The organism is Streptomyces exfoliatus, assembly GCF_000725545.1.
In the GTDB taxonomy this organism is placed as follows: domain Bacteria; phylum Actinomycetota; class Actinomycetes; order Streptomycetales; family Streptomycetaceae; genus Streptomyces; species Streptomyces exfoliatus.
On record NZ_JNZP01000001.1, the window covers coordinates 660,867 to 682,483 of the forward strand.

Sequence of the window (21,617 nt, forward strand, 5' to 3'; positions counted from 1 at the left end):
CTCCTCTGCGTGCACGCCTCTTTACCCTTCGGGGCCGGCGGTGTAACTGTGTTACAGGCTGACGATCCCGAAAGGCGGTACGTCATGGCACGAGTACGGTACGGGGCGCGCACCGACGCCGAGGCGGCGGCGGCCCGCGCACGGAGCGCCCGGCTCCCCGACATCTGGTCCACCGGGGTGGTCGCCGTCTGGGAGACCGATCCGGACGTCGTCGCGGCGGTCCTGCCGCCCCCGCTGAAACCCACCGCACGCCCGCTCGTCCGCGCCAACATCAGCCGGGTCGACCTGCCCGGCTACCCCCTGGGTGCCGGCTCCGTGGCGGTCGCCGCCGCCCACGGCGACCGCGAGGGCTGGTACCCGCTGGTCATGCCGATGACCCACGAACGCGCCCTGACCGGCGGACGCGAGGTCTTCGGCGAGCCGAAGAAACTGGGCGAGGTCACCGTCGAGCGCGACGGGCTCGTCATCCGCGCCGCCCTCGCCCGGCACGGCATCGCCTTCGTGGAGGTCCGGGGCGCGGTCTCCGGCCCGCTGCCGCTGCCGGAACCCGTCGAGAAGACCGACTTCTACTTCAAGTTCCTGCCGGGGGTGGAGGGTTCGGGCTTCGACGCCGACCCCGTCCTGGTCCACTGCGTGCGCAACGAGAAGGTGCGCAAACTGGAGCGGGTCACCGGTGACGTGGTCCTGCGCGAGTCCATGTACGACCCGGTCGCCGACCTCCCCGTGCGCCGGCTCGTCGAGATCACGATCGGCGAGAAGACCACCGACCAGAAGGGCACGGTCGCCGAACGCGTCTCCGCGCAGGCCCTGCTGCCGTACGTCCACCAGCGCTACGACGACCCGCAGCAGATCCTCGACGGCCCGCCCGAGGGGAGCGTCTGATGGAGCTGCGCGAGGGGCAGGTCGCCGTCGTCACCGGCGCCGCGAGCGGCATCGGGCTCGCCATGGCACGCCGCTTCGCCGCCGAGGGCCTGACCGTCGTCCTCGGGGACGTCGAGGAGGACGCGCTGGCGCGGGCCGCCGACGAGCTGATGGAGAGCGGGGCGCAGGTCCTCGCCCGGACGGTCGACGTCTCGGACGCCGACGAAGTGCATGCGTTCGCCGAGGCCGCCTACGACACCTTCGGCGCGGTCCACGTCCTCTGCAACAACGCGGGCGTCGGCTCCGGCGCCGAGGGCCGCATGTGGGAACACGACCCCAACGACTGGAAGTGGGCCTTCTCCGTCAACGTCTGGGGCGTCTTCCACGGCATCCAGGCCTTCGTCCCGCGCATGCTCGCGAGCGGCGAACCGGGCCATGTGGTCAACACCTCCTCCGGCGACGGCGGCATCGCGCCGCTGCCCACCGCCTCCGTGTACGCGGTCACCAAGGCGGCCGTGGTCACCATGACCGAGTCGCTCTACGCCCATCTGCGGGCCGAGCACGCGCGCGTGGGCGCGTCCGTGCTCTTCCCGGGACCGCACATGCTCCGCACCGGCCTCTGGGAGTCGCACCGCAACCGGCCCGAGCGGTACGCCAAGCAGCGCCCGCGCAGGACCCCGTACCGCAGTCTCGACCAGTGGGAGGCCGCCATGAAGGAGGCCGGTCACGAGGTGGCCTTCACCCCGGTGGAGGAGGTCGCGGAGCACGTCGTCGACGGCATCCGCGCCGACCGCTTCTGGATGCTGCCGGAGAGCGAGCACAGCGACCGGCAGATCAGGGCGCGCTCCACGTCGATGCTCGACCGCGCCGCCCCGTCCTATCTGGAGAGCTTCATCCTCGACTGACTGGGGGACAGCACGATGAGTCATGAAGACCCGTATCTGATCATCTCCTCCGACTGTCATGCCGGGCTGCCCACCGAGGACTACCGGCCCTATCTCGATCCCCGTTTCCGCCGTGAGTTCGACGAGTTCCTCGCCGGACGCGAGGCCCGCCAGGAGGCCATGACCCGGCTCGGGGTGCGCAACGAGGCCTTCGCCGACCGGTGGTTCCACGACAACGAGGAGGGCCTGCGCGGCGGCTGGGACCCCGTGCAGCGGCTCAAGGAACTCGACGGCGACGGGGTCGCGGCCGAGGTGGTCTTCCCCGACGCGGACGCGGTCGACAGCAGGACCGCCGCCCCCTTCGGCGTGGGCCTCGGCCTCTCCGGCGACCAGGACCCGGCGCTCGGCATGGCGGGCGCGCAGGCGCACAACCGCTGGCTCGCCGAGTTCGTGGGCGGGAACGCCGGCAACGCCGCGCGGCACTGCGGGGTCGCGCTGCTGCCCATCACCGCGGAGCCCGCGAAGGTCGTCGCCGAGATCCACCGGGCCAGGGAGTCGGGGCTCGGCGCGCTGATGATCCCCTCCATGTGGGTGGACAAGGCGCCGTACCACGACCGGCGCTACGACCCGATCTGGGCGGCCGCCGCCGAGACCGGGATGCCGCTCGTCACCCACTCGGGCGCGGCGCCGCGCGAGGAGTACGGAGACCACCTCGGCATCTACGTCTCCGAGGTCACCTGGTGGCCGGCCAGGCCGCTGTGGTTCCTGCTCTGGTCGGGCGTCTTCGAGCGGCACCCCGGGCTGCGGTTCGGGATCGCCGAGTCCGGCTGCTGGTGGCTGCCGAACCTGCTCTGGTTCATGGACCGGCTCTACCTCGGGGCGCACGGCGGCAAGAAGCTGTCCCCGTTCGCGGAGCTGACCCGGCCGCCGAGCGAGTACCTGGACCGGCAGGTCTTCGTCTGCGCCACCAACACCAAGCGGCGCGAACTCGCCCAGCGGTACGAGATCGGCGTCGACAACATCCTGTGGGGCTCGGACTTCCCGCACCCGGAGGGCACCTGGCCGAACACACGCGCGTGGCTGCGGAACACGTTCCACGACATCCCGGTGGCGGAGACGCGCCGGATGCTGGGCCTCTCGGCGGCGGAGGTCTTCGGATTCGATATTCAAGCATTGGATCCAATAGCCCGTCGGATCGGTCCCACCCCCGCCGACCTCGGCCAATCGCCCGACCAGGCAGCCGTGGAGGCCTCCTGGGCCCGCTCGCGCGAGGTCGGCCGCCACTGGCTGACGGAACACGACTTCCCGGTCCTGGGGGTCACGCCATGACGGACCGCCCCACCGGCCGCCCCACCGACGGCCATCCCGACCGCTACACCGTCATCTCGGCGGACTGCCATGCCGGCGCCGACCTCCTCGACTACCGCCCGTACCTGGAGAAGAGGCACCACGAGGCCTTCGACGCCTGGGCGGCGACCTACGTCAACCCGTACGAGGACCTGCTCGCCGACACCGCCGACCGCAACTGGAACTCCGGGCGCCGGCTGCGCGAACTGGAGGCCGACGGGATCGTCGCCGAGGTCGTCTTCCCGAACACCGTCCCGCCGTTCTTCCCCTCCGCCTCGCTGATGGCCCCCGCTCCGACCCGCGAGGAGTACGCGCTCCGCTGGGCGGGACTGCGGGCGCACAACCGCTGGCTGGCCGACTTCTGCGCCGACGCGCCGGGCCGCAGGGCGGGCGTGGCGCAGATCCTCCTCAACGACGTCGGCGAGGCCGTCGAGGAGATCCGCCGCACCAAGGAGGCGGGCCTCACCGGCGGGATCCTGCTGCCGGGCGCCCCGCCGGGGTCGGGGGTGCCCGAGCTGTACTCGGAGACGTACGACCCGATCTGGGCGGTCTGCGCCGAACTCGGCGTGCCGGTGAACCACCACGGCGGCTCCGCCTCGCCGCCGCTCGGCGACGAACCGGCCGCCCGCGCGGTCTTCATGGTGGAGACCACCTGGTTCTCCCACCGGGCCCTGTGGCACCTGATCTTCGGCGGTGCGTTCCGCCGCCACCCCGAACTCAGGCTCGTCCTGACGGAGCAGGGCTCCGGCTGGATCCCGGGGATCATGGACATGCTGGACTACTACCACGAGCGGCTCGTCGCGGCGGCCTCCCGGGCCGTCACCGCCGAGTCCAGGTTCGGCGCCGGTCTCGCCGCGTCCATGGGCAGGGGCCCCAGCGAGGTCTGGCGCGACAACTGCTTCGTCGGCGCGAGCTTCATGCGCCCCCACGAGGTGCCGCTGCGCGACCGGATCGGACTCGACAAGATCATGTGGGGCAGCGACTACCCGCACGACGAGGGCACCACCCCGTACTCCCGCGAAGGCCTCCGGATCGCCTACGCGGGAGTGCCGAGGGACGAGGTCGCTGCGATGGTCGGCGGCAACGCGGCCCGCGTCTACGGCTTCGACCTCGACCTCCTCGACCCCCTCGCCGCCGTCCACGGCCCGGAGGTCGCGGAGATCGCCACACCCCTGGAGAAGGTCCCGGAGGGCGCGACCAGTCCGGCCTTCGCCCCGGGCGGGTCGGTCCGCGTCTGGTGACGGCCGGGGTGAGACCCTCCCGGGGTGACTGACGCACCCCTCGACGACTCCGCCCACGAGGGAGGCCTCGGCTCCCGTCTCAACTGGCTCCGGGCCGCCGTGCTCGGAGCCAACGACGGCGTCGTCTCCACCGCCGGCCTCGTCGTCGGCGTCGCGGGCGCCACCGAGTCCCGGGCCACGCTGCTCACGGCCGGACTCGCCGGGCTGCTCGCCGGTTCGATGTCGATGGCGGCGGGGGAGTACGTCTCCGTCTCCACCCAGCGCGACTCCGAGAAGGCCGCGCTCGCCCAGGAGAAGCGCGAACTGCGGGAGGACCCGGAGGCCGAACTCGACGAACTGACCGCACTGCTGTCCGCCCGCGGCCTCTCCTCCGACGTGGCCCGCGAGGCCGCGGTGCAGCTCACCGAGCGCGACGCCCTGCGTGCCCACGCGCGCGTGGAGCTTGGCATCGATCCCGACGACCTCACCAACCCCTGGCACGCGGCCTGGGCGAGCTTCCTCGCGTTCACGGTCGGCGCCCTGCTGCCCCTGCTCGCGATGGTCCTGCCGCCGACGGCCGCGCGGCTGTGGGTCACGGTGCTCTCCGTCCTCGCGGCCCTCGCCCTCACCGGCTGGTGGAGCGCCCGCCTGGGCGAGGCGCCCCCGGGCCGCGCGGTCCTGCGCAACATGGCCGGCGGGGCGCTCGCGATGGCCGTCACCTACGGTGCGGGCTCCCTGCTCGGAGCGGCCGGGGTCTGACGGCGCCCGCCTGGTCGGATGGTGCCCGCCTCGCCGGAAGGCGCCCGCATTGTCAGAAGGTGCCAAAGCTTGCTGACAAGCCGTCTCGCATACTTGTTGGTAACAACGTCTAGCCCCGCCCCGCCCCCCACCCCTACCGTCGACGACATGCCGAACCTGCCCGATGTCGTGCTCTGGTCCATACCGGCGTTCGTCCTGCTCACCGTCCTGGAGATGGTCAGCCACCGGATCCACCCCGACGAGGACGCCGCCGGGTACGAGACCAAGGACGCCGCCACCAGCATCGGCATGGGTCTGGGAAGCCTGGCCTTCGACGCGCTGTGGAAGATCCCCGTGGTCGCGATCTACACCGCCGTCTACGAGCTGACCCCGCTCCGCGTCCCCGTCCTCTGGTGGACGATCCCGCTCATGCTGCTCGCGCAGGACTTCCTCTACTACTGGCAGCACCGCGGACACCACGTCATCCGCGTCCTCTGGGCCTGCCACGTCGTCCACCACAGCAGCCGCAAGTTCAACCTCACCACCGCCCTGCGGCAGCCGTGGACCAGCGTGACCTCCTGGCCCTTCTACCTGCCGATGATCGCCCTCGGCGTGCACCCGGCGGCCGTCGCCTTCTGCTACTCCGTCAACCTCGTCTACCAGTTCTGGATCCACACCGAGCGCGTCGGCAAGCTGCCCCGGCCCTTCGAGTACGTCCTCAACACCCCCTCCCACCACCGCGTCCACCACGCCTCCCAGGGCGGCTACCTGGACCGGAACTTCGGCGGGATCCTCATCGTCTGGGACCGGATGTTCGGCTCCTGGGTCGGCGAGACCGACCGGCCCGTCTACGGGCTCACCAAGAACATCGAGACGTACAACCCGCTCCGGGTCGCCACCCACGAGTACGCCGCCATCGCCCGCGACCTCCGGGCCGCGAACGACTGGCGCGAGCGGGCGGGGCGGGTCTTCCGCGGACCCGGCTGGCAGCCGGCACCCGTCGCGGGGAAGAGCCCGGAGCCGACCGCCGGGCCCGCCCACACGCCCGCCGCCCAGCCCGCCCACGCGCCCGCCGCCGAGCCCGCCCCGGGAACCGCCGCGTGAAGACCTCCTCCCCGGGCCTCTCGCGCGCGCTGCTCGCCGCCTTCGGGGCCGCCGCCGCCGTCGACCTGATCTCCCTGCTCGCCGGCGCCGAACTCGGCCACCAGCTCGCCAAACCGCTCCTGATGCCGCTGCTCGCCGCCCACGCCGTCACCAGAGGCGCCCCGAAGCTGCTCATCGCCGCGCTCCTCTTCGGCTGGGGCGGTGACGTCTTCCTGCTCTCCGACGCCGACTGGGCCTTCCTCGTCGGCATGGGCTCCTTCGCCGCGGGGCACGTCTGCTACCTGGTCCTCTTCGGACGGCGCCGTACGTCCGTCCCCCTGGGGATCGCGTACACCGCAGCCCTCGTCGGCACCGTCGCGCTCCTCTGGCCCGACCTCCCCGCCGACCTGCGGATCCCGGTCGCCGGGTACTCGCTGCTGCTCACCGCCATGGCCTACCGGGCGAGCTCCCTGGGCCTCCTGGCCGGCCTCGGCGGCGCCCTCTTCCTGCTGTCCGACACCCTCATCGCCACCGGGGTCGCCGGATGGCCCCAGCTGCCGGCGCCCGACTTCTGGGTCATGCTGACCTACATCGCGGCGCAGTACCTGCTGACGGCGGGAGTGCTCCGCGCGATGTACGGTGAACGTCGTACAAACGTCTGACAGCAAGGACCCTCCGCCATGCGCGCCACCACCATCCATGCCCCGTTCGACATGCGCGTGGAGGACGTGCCCGACGCGGTGGTGCAGGACCCCACGGACGTCGTCGTCCGCGTCCTGCGCGCCTGCGTCTGCGGCAGCGACCTGTGGGCCTACCGGGGCGAGTCGGCCCGGCAGCCCGGCCAGCGCATCGGGCACGAGTTCCTGGGGATCGTCGAGGCGGCGGGCGCCGACGTCTCCGGCTTCGCGGCCGGCGACCTCGTCGTCGCCCCCTTCGTCTGGTCCGACGGCACCTGCGACTACTGCGCCGAAGGGCTCCAGACCTCCTGCCCGCGCGGCGGCTTCTGGGGCTCGGTCGGCTCCGACGGCGGCCAGGGCGAGGCCGTCCGCGTCCCCTTCGCCGACGGCACCCTCGTCAAGCTCCCCGCCGACGCCGCCTCCGACGACCGGCTCCTGACCGCCCTGCTCGCCCTCTCCGACGTCATGGGCACCGGCCATCACGCCGCCCTCGGCGCGGGCGTGAAGCCCGGCTCGACCGTCGCGGTCGTCGGCGACGGCGCCGTCGGCCTCTGCGGCGTCCTCGCGGCCAAGCGCCTCGGCGCCGAGCGGATCATCGCGCTCGGCCGGCACACCGTCCGTACCGACATCGCCCGTCTCTTCGGCGCCACCGACGTCGTCGCCGAACGCGGCGAGGCCGCGGAGGCCGCCGTCCGCGAGCTCACCGGCGGCCAGGGCGCCCACGGCGTCATCGAGGCCGTCGGCACCGAGCAGTCCATGCGGACCGCCGTCGCCATCGCCCGCGACGGCGGCTCCATCGGCTACGTCGGCGTCCCGCACGGCAGCGGCACCGGACTCGACCTGTCCGTCATGTTCGACCGGAACATCGCCCTGCGCGGCGGCGTTGCCCCCGTGCGCGCGTACATCCCGGAACTGCTGCCGGACGTCCTCGACGGCACCATCGACCCGTCCCCGGTCTTCGACCTGACCGTCGGCCTCGACGGCGTCCCCGGCGGCTACAAGGCGATGGACGAGCGCACCGCCCTGAAGGTCCTCGTCACGCCGTGACCCAGGCGGCGGCGTCGCCGCCGGGCACGCCCGGCGGACGCGACCAGCCCGTCGGGCCGCCCTCGTACGCGACGGGCGACAGCGCGTGCCGCAGCCGCCCGAGCGGACCCTCCGACTCGGTGAGGTACCGCTCGGGCTCGTACCGGGGCAGCGTGTGCGTCAGCCAGTGGCCCGTCTGTGCCAGCGCCAGCCGGACGAGCCGCGTGCCGCCCTCCCGGTCCTGCTCGGTCAGCGACCGCAGCACCGCCGCCGCGAGCAGATAGCCCGTGCCGTGGTCCAGGGCCTGCGCGGGCAGCGCCCCCGGCTCCTCGGCCGAGCCCTCGGTCACCGCGATCCCGGTGGCCACCTGCACCAGGCTGTCGAAGCCGCGCCGCTCGCGCCAGGGGCCGTGGTCGCCCCACGCGGAGAGCCGCGCGGTGACGAGCCCGGGGCGGTGGAGGCCGAACCGGTCGAGCGCGCCCGGCCGGTAGCCGGTGACCAGCACGTCGGCGGCGTCCAGGAGTTCGTCGAAGGTTCGCCGGTCGGAGGGCCGGTCCAGATCGAGGGCGGCGGTCCGCTTGCCGACGTCCGTGTCCGCGTGCTGGTCCGGCAGTTCGGGGTTGCCCGGCGGGTCGATCCGCAGCACGTCCGCGCCGAGCAGCGCGAGCGTCCGGGTCGCGACAGGACCCGCGATCACGCGCGTCAGGTCGAGGACCCGCAGGGGGCCCGTACGGCGCCGGGGCGGGGCCTCGTCGAGCCGCTCACGGGTGAGCAGCGGCCGGGCCGCCACCCCACGGCCCTGTTCGTGCGCCGCCCACTCGGCGGGCGTGCGCAGGGCCACGGCGAGCCCTCCCGCCGCGTACACCGCCGTCTCGACGTCCACGGCCCGCCGTGCGCCGATCGCCGCCTCGACGGCCTCCACCGACCCGGAGCGGACATCGAGCGCGGTGAGCAACGCCGCCCGGTGATGGGGATAGTTGGCGTGGGTACGGATCCACCCGTCGGCCGCCCGCCAGAACCGCGACAGCGGCGCGAAGTTCACCGGCGCCCGCCCGTCGACCCGCAGATGACGCTCGCTCACGAAGGCGGTGGCCACGGCCCCGTCGTCCACCCGCACCCGCCCCGGCAGCCCGGCCCGCTCGACGGCGGCGAGCCCGGCGACCGCGACGGTCGCCCGCGCCAGGTCCATCACGGGCAGTCGCGCGGGCAGCAGCCCGGAGGTCCCGCCGTACTCCACGCGGTCGACCAGGGCGGGATCGCCGCCGAGAGCCGACCACAACAACTCCGTACCCGTACGCACCGTGTTGCCCATGCCGTTGTCCATGAGCGCAGTGTGGCACTGAGTGCCATGCGAAAGGCCCTGGTGTGGCACACGCCCCACCAGGGCCTTCCGGTCACGCCGAGCCGCTCACTTCACGGCCTCGTACTTCACGGCCTCTTACTTCACCGCGTCCAGGGCGTCGACCAGACCGGCTCCGTAGAAGCCGTTCTTGTTCACGCCACCCTCGCAGACGGCGTCGATCTTGCCGTCGCCCTCGATGTCGTACGGGTTGGTGCAGGCGCGGTCGTCGGCCTGCGCGTACAGCAGCGCCTTCAGCGCCGCCGGGCTCGCGTAGGGGTGCGTCGACTTGATGAGCGCGAGGACACCCGCCGCGTGCGGCGAGGCCATCGACGTGCCGGCCTTGTAGTTGTAGCCGCCGTTGACCGTGGTCGACAGGATGCGACCGTTGACCGCCGGGGCGCCCGGGGTCTGGTACTCGGTGCGGTCACCGCCGGGGGCGGCGACGTCGATGATGCCGAGGCCGTAGTTGGAGTACGACGACTTCAGGTCCTTGGCACCGGTCGCGGAGACGGTGACGACGCCCGGCAGCATGGCCGGGTAGTCGAAGCACACCTTCGGGTCGATGACCCGCTCGGCCGGGACGGTGTCGTTCGGGCTGCTCTTGTCGACGATCGAGTCGGCCGCGAGGTCGAACTTCGAGTTGCCGGCCGCCGCGACGTTGACGGTGCCCTTGCGCTCCGCGTAGCGGGTCGCACGGGTGACCGCCTCGATGAGGGCTTTCTGGTCCTCGTCGGTCTTGCAGGCGAACATCCACGGGTCGGTGTAGTAGCTGTTGTTCGTGATCTCCACGCCCTGCTCGGCCGCCCACATGAAGCCGCAGACCACGGCCTCGGTGTAGAAGAAGCCGTCCGGGGTGGACACCTTGATGCCGGAGACCTTGACGCCCGGGGCGACACCGGTGATGCCGACGCCGTTCTTGGCGGCGGCTATGGTGCCGGCGACGTGGGTGCCGTGGTCGCTCTCGCCCGGGTTCGGGCGCCACGAGCCGGGGGTGGTGTCCGGCTTGCCCGACACGCAGTTGGCGGACGCGGCGACGTCGAAGTTCGGCGCCAGGTCCGGGTGGGTGTCGTCGACACCCGTGTCGATGACGGCGACGGTGACGCGCTTGCTGCCGAGCGTCTTCGCGTGGGCCTTGTCCGCCTTGATGGCGGGGAGGTCCCACTGCAGGGGCTCCAGCGGGTCCTGCGCGTCCGTGGCGCTCGCCGCGGCGGCCTTCGCCTCGGCCGCGGACAGCGTCTGGGCGCCCTCGTCGACGGCGTCGTCCGCCTGGGCGGACAGCGGGGCGGTACGGGTCGAACCGGCCGACACCACACCACGCGCCTGACGGATCGTCTTCGCGAACTCGGGGTTCTGCGAGTGGACGACTATCACGCCTATCTGGTCGTACGAGACGACCACCTCACCGCCGGCGGCGGCGATCGCCTTCTTCACCGAGGCGGCCGTCCAGCGGCCCCCCTCGACGTTGACGACGTACGTCAGCTTCGGCCCGTTCGTCGCCACCGCTGCCGTAGCCGGTGCGTCGCTCAGATCCGCGGCGGAGGCGGCGCCGGAGGGAAGGAAGCCGAGCGAAGCCGTGAGCGCGAGACCAACCGGCAGAGCGAGAGCTCGGCCGCGCCTCGATCCCAGATGAGCCATGGGTTCTCCACATCATCCGTATGTACTGCTCGCGCGCGGGTTTGCGCGCGGGCAGGTGCATGACGAGTGAAGCTATCGCTGATCTTCCCGGCGCTTCAATGAGTTGAGAAGACTTCATGAAGATCTGTGCGAATAAATCCCTCGTGTGAACCGCTTCGCTTCGCGCTCCGTGCCGTTGTGCAGGGGAGGAGCTCTGATCGGAGCACCGGTACCCGCACCCCTGGTGAGGCCCCCTTGACCATGCCGTCCGTCCCCGCGTCACGAGGAGATTCCGTGGCTACCGAAGCACCGCCGCCGCCCAGAAACGGGATGGATGCCGCATCCGCTCCCGTAACGCCCACGACGGAACAGTTCGTCGAGGTGCAGGAGGGCGCGGAGTTCGGCGAACTGCGCCGTACGTACCGCTCCTTCGCCTTCCCCCTCACCCTGGCCTTCATCGCCTGGTACCTGCTGTACGTGCTGCTCTCCAACTACGCGGGCGGCTTCATGGGGACCAAGGTGTTCGGCAACATCAACGTGGCGCTCGTCCTGGGCCTCGGCCAGTTCCTCACCACCTTCCTCATCGCCTGGCTCTACTCACGGCACGCGGCGAACCGGCTCGACCCCAAGGCCGAGGCCATCAAGTCCCGTATGGAGGGCGACGCATGAGCACCACCGTCCTGCTCGCCGCCGACAGCGCCCCCGTCCTCCTCGCCGCCGACAGCGCCACCGCCGAGCACCGGCCGCTGATCATCGCCCTCTTCGGCGCCTTCGTCATCGCGACCCTGATCATCACCATCTGGGCCGGCCGCCAGACCCGCAGCGCCGCCGACTTCTACGCCGGCGGAGGCCAGTTCACCGGCTTCCAGAACGGCCTCGCGATCTCCGGCGACTACATGTCCGCCGCGTCCTTCCTCGGCATCAGCGGTGCCATCGCCCTCTACGGCTACGACGGCTTCCTCTACTCGATCGGCTTCCTGGTCGCCTGGCTCGTCGCCCTGCTCCTGGTCGCCGAACCGCTGCGCAACTCCGGCCGCTTCACCATGGGCGACGTCCTCGCCTACCGGATGCGCCAGCGGCCCGTCAGGACCGCCGCCGGCACCTCCACGATCGTCGTCTCGATCTTCTACCTGCTCGCCCAGATGGCGGGCGCCGGCGTCCTCGTCTCGCTGCTCCTCGGCATCACCAGCGACGGCGGCAAGGTCGCGATCGTCGCCCTCGTCGGCGTCCTGATGATCGTCTACGTGACGATCGGCGGCATGAAGGGCACCACCTGGGTGCAGATGGTGAAGGCGGTCCTGCTCATCGCGGGCACGCTCCTCATCACCTTCCTCATCCTGCTGAAGTTCGACTTCAACCTCTCGCAGCTGCTCGGCGCCGCCGCCACCAACAGCGGCAAGGGCGACGCGTTCCTGGAGCCCGGCCTCAAGTACGGCCTCAGCTCCGTCTCGAAGCTCGACTTCATCTCCCTCGGCATCGCCCTCGTCCTCGGCACCGCGGGCCTGCCGCACATCCTGATCCGCTTCTACACGGTGCCGACCGCGAAGGCCGCCCGTAAGTCGGTCAACTGGGCCATCGGCATCATCGGCGCCTTCTACCTGATGACGATCGTCCTCGGCTTCGGCGCCGCCGCCCTGCTCAGCGGCGACACCATCAAGGCGTCCAACAAGGCCGGCAACACGGCGGCCCCGCTCACCGCCCTGGAGGTCGGCGGCGGCGCCGGCTCCACCGGCGGCGCGATCCTCCTCGCCGTCATCTCCGCCGTCGCCTTCGCCACCATCCTCGCCGTGGTCGCCGGTCTGACCCTGGCCTCCTCCTCGTCCTTCGCGCACGACATCTACGCCAACGTGATCAAGCGCGGGAAGGCCACCGAGAAGGAGGAGATGCGGGCCGCCCGATGGTCCACCGTCCTCATCGGCATCGTGTCGATCGCGCTCGGCGCCCTCGCCCGCGACCTCAACGTCGCCGGCCTCGTCGCCCTCGCCTTCGCGGTCGCCGCCTCGGCCAACCTGCCGACGATCCTCTACTCGCTCTTCTGGAAGCGGTTCACCACCCAGGGCGCGCTCTGGTCGATCTACGGCGGACTGATCTCCTCCGTCGTCCTCGTCCTCTTCTCGCCGGTCGTCTCCGGCGGGCCGGCCTCGATGTTCAAGGGCGTGGACTTCCACTGGTTCCCGCTGGAGAACCCGGGGCTCGTCTCGATCCCGCTCGGCTTCCTCCTCGGCTGGCTCGGCTCGCTCCTCTCCAAGGAGGAGCCGGACGCGGGCAAGTACGCGGAGCTGGAGGTCAAGTCCCTGACCGGTGTCGGGGTCGCCGCCGCGGTCAAGCACTGACCGCAGCGCAGCGGGTCGTATACGGTCCGCGATCCCCGGACGGCCGCGTCGTAGAGTTCTACGACGCGGCCGCGCCGGTCCCGTGACAATCTGCCCTGCTCGTTGTCCGCGCGCTCACGTAGGCTCGAACCACAAGCAACCGCAAGACCGGGAGGGGGCCCACAGTGCTCATCGACACCTATGGCCGGGTCGCCACCGACCTGCGCGTCTCACTCACGGACCGCTGCAATCTGCGTTGTACGTACTGCATGCCGGAGGAGGGCCTGCAGTGGCTCGCCAAGCCGGACCTGCTCACCGACGACGAGATCGTCCGGCTGATCCGCATCGCGGTCACCGACCTCGGCGTGACCGAGGTCCGCTTCACCGGCGGCGAGCCGCTGCTCCGCCCCGGCCTCGTCGGCATCGTCGAGCGCTGCGCCGCCCTGGAGCCCCGCCCCCGGATGTCCCTCACCACCAACGGCATCGGACTCAAGCGCACGGCCACCGCCCTCAAGGCCGCCGGCCTCGACCGGGTCAACGTCTCCCTGGACACCCTGCGCCCCGACGTCTTCAAGACCCTCACCCGGCGCGACCGCCACCGGGACGTCCTCGACGGCATGGCCGCCGCCCGCGACGCCGGCCTCACCCCGGTCAAGGTCAACGCCGTCCTGATGCCCGGGCTCAACGCCGACGAGGCCCCCGACCTCCTGGCCTGGGCGGTGGCGGAGGGTTACGAACTCCGCTTCATCGAGCAGATGCCCCTCGACGCCCAGCACGGCTGGAAGCGGGACGGCATGATCACCGCCGGTGACATCCTTGAGTCCCTGCGCACCCGCTTCACCCTGACGCCCGAAGGCTCCGACGAGCGCGGTTCCGCGCCCGCCGAGCGCTGGGTCGTCGACGGCGGACCGCACACGGTCGGCGTCATCGCCTCCGTCACCCGGCCGTTCTGCCGGGCCTGCGACCGCACCCGGCTCACCGCCGACGGGCAGGTGCGGACCTGTCTGTTCGCCACCGAGGAGACGGACCTGCGGGCCACGCTCCGCTCGGACGCCCCGGACGACGAGGTGGCCCGGATCTGGAAGCAGGCGATGTGGGGCAAGAAGGCCGGCTCCGGCCTCGACGACCCCGACTTCCTCCAGCCCGACCGCCCCATGTCGGCGATCGGCGGCTGACCCGGGGCAGCCCCGGGGCTGACCGGGGCCCTCAGCCCTCGGCCGGCTCCCACTCGGCCAGCGGCACGACGTCCTTCAGGAAGCCCCGTACGCCCAGGAACTGGGAGAGGTGTTCGCGGTGCTCCTCGCACGCGAGCCAGGTCTTACGACGCTCGGGCGTGTGCAGCTTGGGGTTGTTCCACGCGAGCACCCAGACGGCGTCGGCGCGGCATCCCTTGGCCGAACAGATCGGCTTCTCTTCGCTCACTGGACCATTGATCACCTGATCATTGTCCAGCAAGGGCGATGCCGAGCAGCCACGGGGGGAGCTGCCCGGCATCGGTCCGTCGCTCCGACGGGGGATGCGGAGCGCGTAGGAAGTATGTCACGGCACATGGGGTGCGGTGCACTGGAAGCTCAGGATTGATTTGAGCTTTTCTTGAGCTTTTTCGGCCACTGTGCGTGATCAGTTCCGGCCGGACGGAGGCTCCGTCTCCCTGTCCGCCGAGGCCTCTGCGGCACCGAGCGCAGGCCGCACCGGAGGCGGTACGAAGGTGGAGGGAAGGGACGGAGCCGACTCGCGGCCCGCGTTGGCGATGACCACGGCGATGTACGGGAGCAGCACGCCCAGGGCGAGGGCCACCACGGCCACATGCCGCTGGACGTCCCACAGCACCGCGGCCGCGATCACGGACAGCGTCCGCACCGTCATCGAGATGACATAACGCCGCTGGCGTCCCCGCACGTCGTCGGCGAGCCCCTGCCGGGCCCCCGTGATCCGGAAGACCTCGGTTCCGCCTCGCTTCCGCATCGCCGTCCACCACCCACCGGTCGCGCCGGACTCTCCCGGTCCGGACCTTGTTTCCACGGTACGCCCGCGCTCCGCCGCGGCGGAGGCCGGGGGCACGGATGGCGCCGCCCGACATGCGCCGTATGGCCCACGGGCCGAAACTGGGCGGACATGCGTACAAGGAGGCGACGATGAGTTGGTTGTGGGCGATCATCGTGGGATTCGTCCTCGGCCTGATCGCGAAGGCGATCCTGCCGGGCAAGCAGCAGATCCCGCTGTGGCTGACGACCGTGTTCGGCATTCTCGGCAGCGTGCTCGGCAACGCGGTCGCGACCTGGATCGGGGTCAACGAGACCAAGGGCATCGACTGGACCCGCCACCTGCTCCAGCTGCTCGGCGCCGTCGCCGTGGTCGGGGTGGGGGACATGCTGTGGGCCTCGATGAAGAGCAGCAGACGCCGCGCCTAGGGTCTTTCGTTTGGATCATGCCAGATCAGGGAGCGGGGTCTGCTGCCGTGGCTCGCAAGGCGGAGGAGGGCGCCATGGCGGAGCCGTGGCAACCGACGACAACGCGGCGAGGTGCGGTGCCAGGGCCCGCGAGCCCGGCATGATCCAAACGAGAGGCCCTAGCCCCGCTCGGGCGCCGGACGCACGGAGGCCCGGTACGACACACACGAGGGTGTGCCGTACCGGGCCTCCGGCGTAGGCGTACCGGTCAGGCGCCGGCGAACTCGATCGCCGCCAGGTTCTTCTTGCCGCGCCGCAGCACCAGCCAGCGGCCGTGCAGCAGCTCGTCCGCCGACACCTCGGCGTCCTCGGCGGTGACCTTCACGTTGTTCACGTAGGCCCCGCCCTCCTTCACCGTGCGGCGCGCGCCCGACTTGCTCGGCGCGAGCCCGACCTCGGTGAACAGGTCCACGACCTGGCCCAGCTCGGTCACCCGGGCGTGCGGCAGCTCCGACAGGGCGGCGGCCAGCGTCGCCTCGTCCAGCTCGGCCAGGTCGCCCTGCCCGAACAGCGCCTTGGAGGCGTTGATGACGGCCGCGCACTGCTCGGCGCCGTGCACCAGGGTGGTGAGCTCCTCGGCGAGCGCCCGCTGCGCGGCACGCGCCTGCGGCCGCTCGGCGGTCTGCGCCTCCAGCTCCTCCAGCTCCTCGCGGGACTTGAAGGACAGGATCCGCATGTACGTCGAGATGTCCCGGTCGTCCACGTTCAGCCAGAACTGGTAGAACGCGTACGGCGTGGTCATCTCCGGGTCCAGCCAGACGGCGCCGCTCTCGGTCTTGCCGAACTTGGTGCCGTCCGCCTTGACCATCAGCGGGGTCGCGAGCGCGTGCACCTCGGCGCCGGGCTCCACGCGGTGGATCAGGTCGAGCCCCGCCACCAGGTTGCCCCACTGGTCGGAGCCGCCCTGCTGGAGCGTGCAGCCGTAGCGGCGGTACAGCTCCAGGAAGTCCATGCCCTGGAGCAGCTGGTAGCTGAACTCCGTGTAGCTGATGCCCTGCTCGGACTCCAGGCGCCGGGCGACGGAGTCCTTGGTCAGCATCTTGTTGACCCGGAAGTGCTTGCCGATGTCCCGCAGGAACTCGATCGCCGACAGGCCGGCGGTCCAGTCCAGGTTGTTCACCATGACCGCCGCGTTCTCCCCCTCGAAGGAGAGGAACGGCTCGATCTGCGTCCGCAGCCGGTTCACCCAGTTCGCGACCGTCTCGGGGTCGTTCAGGGTGCGCTCGGCCGTCGGCCGCGGGTCACCGATCTGGCCGGTGGCCCCGCCGACCAGCGCCAGCGGCCGGTGCCCGGCCTGCTGGAGCCGGCGGACGGTGAGGACCTGGACCAGGTGGCCGACGTGGAGACTGGCCGCGGTCGGGTCGAAACCGCAATAGAAGGTGACGGGACCGTCCGCGAGAGCCTTGCGCAGTGCGTCCTCATCGGTGGACTGGGCGAACAGCCCACGCCACTTCAGCTCGTCGACGATGTCCGTCACGACCGTCAGTCTCCTCTGGTTGTTTGGTGGTACGACGACCCAGTCTAGGCGGGTCAGACCCCCTTGCTGACCGAGCTCATGTTGAAGTCGGGCACCCTCAGGGCGGGCATCGCGGCCCGGGTGAACCAGTCGCCCCACTCGCGCGGCAGCGTCTTCTCCGTCCGGCTCGCCTCCGAGGCCCGCGACAGCAGGTCCACCGGCGACTCGTTGAACCGGAAGTTGTTCACCTCGCCTACCACCTCGCCGTTCTCGACGAGGTAGACGCCGTCCCGGGTCAGTCCGGTGAGCAGCAGCGTCGCCGGGTCGACCTCGCGGATGTACCAGAGGCAGGTGAGGAGCAGCCCGCGCTCCGTCGCGGCCACCATCTCCTCCAGGGAGCGCTCGCCGCCCCCGTCCAGGATCAGGTTCCCCGCCCCGGGGGCCATGGGCAGCCCGGTGAGGGCCGCCGTGTGCCGGGTGGTGATCAGGTGCTCCAGCTTCCCGTCCCGCACCCAGTCCGTCGGCCCGATCGGCAGGCCGTTGTCGAAGACGGAGGAGTCGTCGCCCGAGGAGTGCGCGATCACGAACGGCGCGGACTCCAGGCCCGGCTCGTTCGGGTCGCTGCGCAGCGTCAGCGGCAGCGGGGAGAGCGTCTCGCCGAGCCGGGTGCCGCCGCCGGGCTTGGAGAAGACCGTACGGCCCTCCACCGCGTCCCGGGCCGTGGAGGACCACAGCTGGTAGATCAGCAGGTCGGCCACGGCCGTCGGCGGCAGCAGCGTCTCGTACCGTCCTGCGGGCAGCTCGATCCGCCGCTCCGCCCAGCCGAGGCGGGTCGCCAGCTCGGCGTCGAGCGCGGCCGGGTCGACGTCCTTGAAGTCCCGGGTCGAGCGCCCGGCCCAGGCGGACCGCGAGCGGTCGGGCGACTTGGCGTTCAGCTCCAGGGTGCCGTTGGGCTGGTCGTGCCGGAGCCGTAGACCCGTGGACGTCCCCAGGTAGGTGGAGGTCAGCTCGTGGTTGGCGAAGCCGTAGAGCTCACGGCCGCCGGCCCGCGCGCGGGCGAAGGCCTCGCCGAGCGCCGGGGCGAAGTCGGCGAAGACGGCGGAGGACGTCTCCGCCGGGGCGTCGGTGAAGTCGGGCGACGAGGGAACGTCCGCCACCAGCGGCTGGGCGTCCTCGGCGGGCCCGGCCGTGCGCGCGGCGGCCTCGGCGGCCCGGACCAGCGGCTCCAGGTCGTCGACGGTCACGGCGGACCGGGAGACGACCCCGGTGGCGGTGCCCTGCGCGCCGTCCACGGTCGCGATCACCGTGAGCGTACGGCCGCGGGTGACACCGTTCGTGGTGAGCGCGTTGCCCGCCCAGCGCAGGTTGGCCGAGGACTCCTCGTCGGCGATGACGACACACCCGTCGGCACGGGACAGCTCAAGGGCCCGCTCGACGATCTCGTACGGCTTGCTGACGCGGCTCATCGCCCGGCCTCCTGCGTCGTGTTGAGGATGTTGACGCCCCGGAAGAGGGCGGAGGGGCAGCCGTGGGAGACCGAGGCGACCTGGCCCGGCTGGGCCTTGCCGCAGTTGAACGCGCCACCGAGCACGTACGTCTGCGGGCCGCCGACCTGCTCCATCGAGCCCCAGAACTCGGTGGTCGTCGCCTGGTACGCCACGTCCCGCAGCTGGCCGGCGAGCCGCCCGTTCTCGATGCGGAAGAAGCGCTGTCCGGTGAACTGGAAGTTGTAGCGCTGCATGTCGATCGACCAGGACCGGTCGCCCACCACGTAGACGCCCCGCTCCACACCGCCGATCAGGTCCTCGGTCGACAGGCCGCCCGGGTCCGGCTGGAGGGAGACGTTCGCCATCCGCTGCACCGGCACGTGCGCGGGGGAGTCCGCGAAGGCGCAGCCGTTCGACCGGCCGAGGCCGGTGAGCTTCGCGATCCGCCGGTCCAGCTGGTAGCCGACGAGCGTGCCGTCCTTCACCAGGTCCCAGCTCTGCGCCTCGACGCCCTCGTCGTCGAACCCGACCGTCGCGAGCCCGTGCTCGGCGGTCCTGTCACCCGTCACGTTCATGATCGAGGAGCCGTACGTCAGCTTCCCCAGCTGGTCGAAGGTGGCGAACGAGGTGCCCGCGTACGCCGCCTCGTAACCCAGGGCCCGGTCCAGCTCGGTGGCGTGCCCGATCGACTCGTGGATCGTCAGCCAGAGGTTCGACGGGTCCACGACCAGGTCGTACCGCCCCGCCTCCACGCTCGGCGCCCGCATCTTCTCGGCGAGCAGCCCCGGGATCTCGTCGAGCTCCTTGTCCCAGTCCCAGCCGGTGCCCGTCAGGTACTCCCAGCCCCGCCCGACCGGCGGCGCGATCGTCCGCATCGAGTCGAACTCACCGGTCGTCCCGTCGACGGCGACCGCCGTCAGCTGCGGATGCAGCCGGACCCGCTGCTGCGTGGTGACCGTGCCCGCCGTGTCCGCGTAGAACTTGTTCTCGTGGACGGTGAGCAGCGAGGCGTCGACGTGCGCCACGCCGTCCGCGCGCAGCAGCCGCGCGCTCCAGTCGGCGAGCAGCGCGCTCTTCTCCTCGCCGGGCACGGAGAAGGGGTCGATCTCGTACGAGGAGACCCAGGTGCGCTCCTCGTGCACCGGCTCGTCGGCCAGCTCCACCCGCTCGTTCGAACCGGCCGCCGCGATCACCTTCGCCGACAGCTTGGCCATCGCCACCGCCTGCGAGGCGACCCGCGCGGCCGCGTCCATGGTCAGGTCGACCCCGGACGCGAACCCCCAGGCCCCGCCGTGCACCACCCGCACCGCGTAGCCGAGGTCCGTGGTGTCGGAGGAACCGGACGGTTTGGCGTCGCGCAGCCGCCACGAGGCGCTGCGCACCCGCTCCAGACGGAAGTCGGCGTGCTCGGCACCGAGCGCGCGCGCTCGGGCGAGCGCCGCGTCGGCGAGCGCCCGCAGGGGCAGCGCGACGAACGAAGGGTCGATCTGATGGACCACGAGCGGCCTCGCTCTCGGTGATCGGAAGAAGGCGGTCGAACTGTCCCGGAAGTCAATCACGGGACGGGCCGCGGAGTCGGCGCATTGATGCGCGCCCTCGGCGCGACCCACTCCAACGCGCCTTCGTCCGGGCCCTCTTGAGGAATCGGAATAGAGCAACGGCATAGCACCGGTGGTGCCGCAATGAGATGCTCGACGCCATGCACGGGTGGGTGAACGGAGTCAGGTCCTGGCTGACGTCGCTTGACGAGGAGGCCCTCAGATCCCTGCTGACCCGGCACCACTGCCTACGGGGCGACAAACACGCCCACACCTCCGACCGGCCCCCGTCCCCTCCCTCACGGCGGGAACTCCACGCGGCACGGGTGCGCCTCGCCAAGGCGCAGCAGGGACAGCTCACGGGCATCGCCGCCTGCGGGCTCGTCTGGGCGGTGCGGGCGCTCCGCACGGAGTACGGCTTCTCGCAGCGCGCCCTGGCCGAGCCCACCCTCGACGAACTCCTCGCCATGCTCAGGGTGCTCGACCCGCCGCTCGCCCGCTGCGCCCTCTACGGGATGCTCCTGCCCGGTACGAGCCGGCTGCCGGTCGGACCGCTGGCGAGGCGGCACGAGAGCGCGTTACGGACGGCGGCGGACAGCGGTCCACCGCCGGACGCCCACGAGGTCGGCCCGCGCTTCGAGGCCGCGGAGGCCCCGCCCGACGCGGACCCGGGTCCGGACGAGAGCCCGGCCTTCGCGCCCTTCACCCCCGCCGCCCCGCCGCCCCACTCCCCGATGACGAATCCCGATCGTGAGGACGCCGCGCCCGTGCCCGCACCCGAACCCCTGGTCGACCTGCCCGCGTCGCTCGCCGTCCTGAAGGGCTCCGGCGAGCGGCTGGCCGGTGTCCTGCGCGCCGCGGCGGACGCCGTCGAGGCCGGGCACCTCCCCGTGGACCATCCCGGCGCCGGGATCGCGGCCTGGACGGCGGAGCGCGAGCGACTCGCCTCCGCGCTCGCCGCCGAGGGCGTCACCTGGTCGCCGGACCTCGGGTACGACGCCGCCGGGGCGGAGTTGGCCCGGCTGCGGGAGGCCCGGGCGGAGCAGCTGGACGCCCTGCGCCGCAAGGCGAGCCGGTACGCCGAGCTCCTGGAGTGGGCGGACGACGAGGAGGAGGCCGCCGACCTCCGCCGCCACCTGGACCGTACGGAGACGCAGCTGCGCGAACTCGGCGCCCCGGCGGGTCAGGAGTGCGGCGCCCAGGGCGGCGACGCGCGGGGGGAGGCCCCGCCGGGGGACGCTGCGCCGGGGGAGTCCCCGTCGGGACGGACCGAGCACGGCACCGGTGACGCGAACGCGGCCGCGGCCCTGACCGCGACGACGGGCCGGGTCCGGGTGGGCGCCTCCGCGATCGAGGCCGTCCGCCGGGCGGTGGAGCCGCCGCCCGCGACGCCCCTGCTGACGCAGCCCCCGGTACCGCCGCCGACGTCGCCCCCGGCATCCCCGCCGACGCAGGCCCAGAGCGCGCCGGCCCCCGTCCCGGCCCCGACCCAGGACCCGGCCCCGGACCCGAGTTCCGCGCCCGCCCCGGCGGCCCCCGTCCCGGTCTCCGTCCCCGCCCAGGCCCAGCCGCAGCCCCAAGC

The 21,617-nt window shown here is 72.0% G+C and carries 19 protein-coding genes and 1 pseudogene; 13 read left to right on the forward strand and 7 right to left on the reverse strand.

Annotation, left to right across the window (positions count from 1 at the left end; genetic code table 11):
- The first annotated feature begins 84 nt into the window (after window positions 1-84).
- The 8 genes from IO20_RS0103030 to IO20_RS0103065 all read left to right on the forward strand — a co-directional run bounded on the left by IO20_RS0103030 (window position 85) and on the right by IO20_RS0103065 (window position 7,857).
- A complete protein-coding gene (locus tag IO20_RS0103030; protein WP_030546924.1) occupies window positions 85-882 on the forward strand; it encodes an acetoacetate decarboxylase family protein in 798 nt (265 codons plus the stop codon).
- A complete protein-coding gene (locus tag IO20_RS0103035) occupies window positions 882-1,766 on the forward strand; it encodes an SDR family NAD(P)-dependent oxidoreductase (protein ID WP_030546922.1) in 885 nt (294 codons plus the stop codon). The genes IO20_RS0103030 and IO20_RS0103035 overlap by 1 nt, the downstream gene beginning before the upstream one ends.
- Before the next feature lie 15 nt (window positions 1,767-1,781).
- Window positions 1,782-3,074, forward strand: coding sequence for an amidohydrolase family protein (locus IO20_RS0103040; RefSeq protein ID WP_030546920.1), 1,293 nt, complete (start codon window positions 1,782-1,784; stop codon window positions 3,072-3,074).
- Complete coding sequence (locus IO20_RS0103045) at window positions 3,071-4,333, forward strand: amidohydrolase family protein (RefSeq protein ID WP_051874303.1); 1,263 nt, start codon at window positions 3,071-3,073, stop codon at window positions 4,331-4,333. The genes IO20_RS0103040 and IO20_RS0103045 overlap by 4 nt, the downstream gene beginning before the upstream one ends.
- A gap of 24 nt (window positions 4,334-4,357) precedes the next feature.
- Entirely contained in the window at window positions 4,358-5,071 is a 714-nt protein-coding gene (locus IO20_RS0103050) for a VIT1/CCC1 transporter family protein (RefSeq protein WP_030546916.1), read from the forward strand.
- 147 nt (window positions 5,072-5,218) lie between these two features.
- On the forward strand, window positions 5,219-6,154 hold the full coding sequence (locus tag IO20_RS0103055; RefSeq protein WP_030546914.1) for a sterol desaturase family protein: 936 nt from the start codon (window positions 5,219-5,221) through the stop codon (window positions 6,152-6,154).
- Entirely contained in the window at window positions 6,151-6,795 is a 645-nt protein-coding gene (locus tag IO20_RS0103060; RefSeq protein WP_030546912.1) for a lysoplasmalogenase, read from the forward strand. Before IO20_RS0103055 ends, IO20_RS0103060 begins: the two co-directional genes overlap by 4 nt.
- An 18-nt stretch (window positions 6,796-6,813) precedes the next feature.
- The gene (locus IO20_RS0103065; RefSeq protein ID WP_030222116.1) at window positions 6,814-7,857 is read left to right on the forward strand and encodes a zinc-dependent alcohol dehydrogenase family protein; all 1,044 of its coding nucleotides are present in this window, start codon (window positions 6,814-6,816) and stop codon (window positions 7,855-7,857) included.
- On the opposite strand, the gene IO20_RS0103070 is transcribed toward IO20_RS0103065, so the two are convergent.
- Window positions 7,847-9,160 carry a CoA transferase gene (locus tag IO20_RS0103070; protein WP_030546910.1) on the reverse strand — a complete coding sequence of 438 codons (1,314 nt, stop codon included), beginning with the start codon at window positions 9,158-9,160 and terminating at the stop codon, window positions 7,847-7,849. The two genes, IO20_RS0103065 and IO20_RS0103070, sit on opposite strands and share 11 nt — an antisense overlap.
- Window positions 9,161-9,274: 114 nt before the next feature.
- A complete protein-coding gene (locus IO20_RS0103075; RefSeq protein ID WP_030546908.1) occupies window positions 9,275-10,813 on the reverse strand; it encodes a S8 family peptidase in 1,539 nt (512 codons plus the stop codon).
- 273 nt (window positions 10,814-11,086) lie between these two features.
- On the opposite strand from IO20_RS0103075, the gene IO20_RS0103080 reads away from it, so the two are divergent.
- From IO20_RS0103080 to moaA, 3 genes are all read left to right on the forward strand, one after another.
- The gene (locus IO20_RS0103080; RefSeq protein WP_030546906.1) at window positions 11,087-11,461 is read left to right on the forward strand and encodes a DUF485 domain-containing protein; all 375 of its coding nucleotides are present in this window, start codon (window positions 11,087-11,089) and stop codon (window positions 11,459-11,461) included.
- Window positions 11,458-13,125, forward strand: coding sequence for a solute symporter family protein (locus IO20_RS0103085; protein WP_037634406.1), 1,668 nt, complete (start codon window positions 11,458-11,460; stop codon window positions 13,123-13,125). Before IO20_RS0103080 ends, IO20_RS0103085 begins: the two co-directional genes overlap by 4 nt.
- A gap of 164 nt (window positions 13,126-13,289) precedes the next feature.
- Complete coding sequence (gene moaA, locus IO20_RS0103090) at window positions 13,290-14,279, forward strand: GTP 3',8-cyclase MoaA (RefSeq protein ID WP_030546903.1); 990 nt, start codon at window positions 13,290-13,292, stop codon at window positions 14,277-14,279.
- A 31-nt stretch (window positions 14,280-14,310) separates the two neighbouring features.
- Here moaA and IO20_RS0103095 read toward each other — a convergent pair whose 3' ends face one another.
- Both IO20_RS0103095 and IO20_RS0103100 read right to left on the reverse strand, forming a co-directional pair.
- Window positions 14,311-14,526 (reverse strand): hypothetical protein, encoded by a 216-nt coding sequence (locus IO20_RS0103095; RefSeq protein WP_030546900.1) that lies wholly within the window; start codon window positions 14,524-14,526, stop codon window positions 14,311-14,313.
- 198 nt (window positions 14,527-14,724) lie between these two features.
- Window positions 14,725-15,069, reverse strand: coding sequence for a DUF3099 domain-containing protein (locus tag IO20_RS0103100; protein WP_030546898.1), 345 nt, complete (start codon window positions 15,067-15,069; stop codon window positions 14,725-14,727).
- 170 nt (window positions 15,070-15,239) lie between these two features.
- Here IO20_RS0103100 and IO20_RS0103105 point away from each other — a divergent pair, with 170 nt between their 5' ends.
- A complete protein-coding gene (locus tag IO20_RS0103105) occupies window positions 15,240-15,515 on the forward strand; it encodes a GlsB/YeaQ/YmgE family stress response membrane protein (RefSeq protein WP_030546896.1) in 276 nt (91 codons plus the stop codon).
- 247 nt (window positions 15,516-15,762) lie between these two features.
- Here the strand turns inward: IO20_RS0103105 and tyrS are convergent, their stop codons facing one another.
- The 3 genes from tyrS to IO20_RS0103120 are packed head-to-tail and all read right to left on the reverse strand — an operon-like array spanning window position 15,763 to window position 19,996.
- A complete protein-coding gene (tyrS, locus tag IO20_RS0103110; RefSeq protein ID WP_030546894.1) occupies window positions 15,763-17,031 on the reverse strand; it encodes a tyrosine--tRNA ligase in 1,269 nt (422 codons plus the stop codon).
- A gap of 53 nt (window positions 17,032-17,084) precedes the next feature.
- Entirely contained in the window at window positions 17,085-18,476 is a 1,392-nt protein-coding gene (locus IO20_RS0103115; protein WP_030546892.1) for a metallopeptidase TldD-related protein, read from the reverse strand.
- A complete protein-coding gene (locus tag IO20_RS0103120; RefSeq protein ID WP_030546891.1) occupies window positions 18,473-19,996 on the reverse strand; it encodes a TldD/PmbA family protein in 1,524 nt (507 codons plus the stop codon). The genes IO20_RS0103115 and IO20_RS0103120 overlap by 4 nt, the downstream gene beginning before the upstream one ends.
- 200 nt (window positions 19,997-20,196) lie before the next feature.
- Here IO20_RS0103120 and IO20_RS40200 point away from each other — a divergent pair.
- Window positions 20,197-21,617, forward strand: a pseudogene (locus IO20_RS40200) (hypothetical protein); the annotation flags it as partial.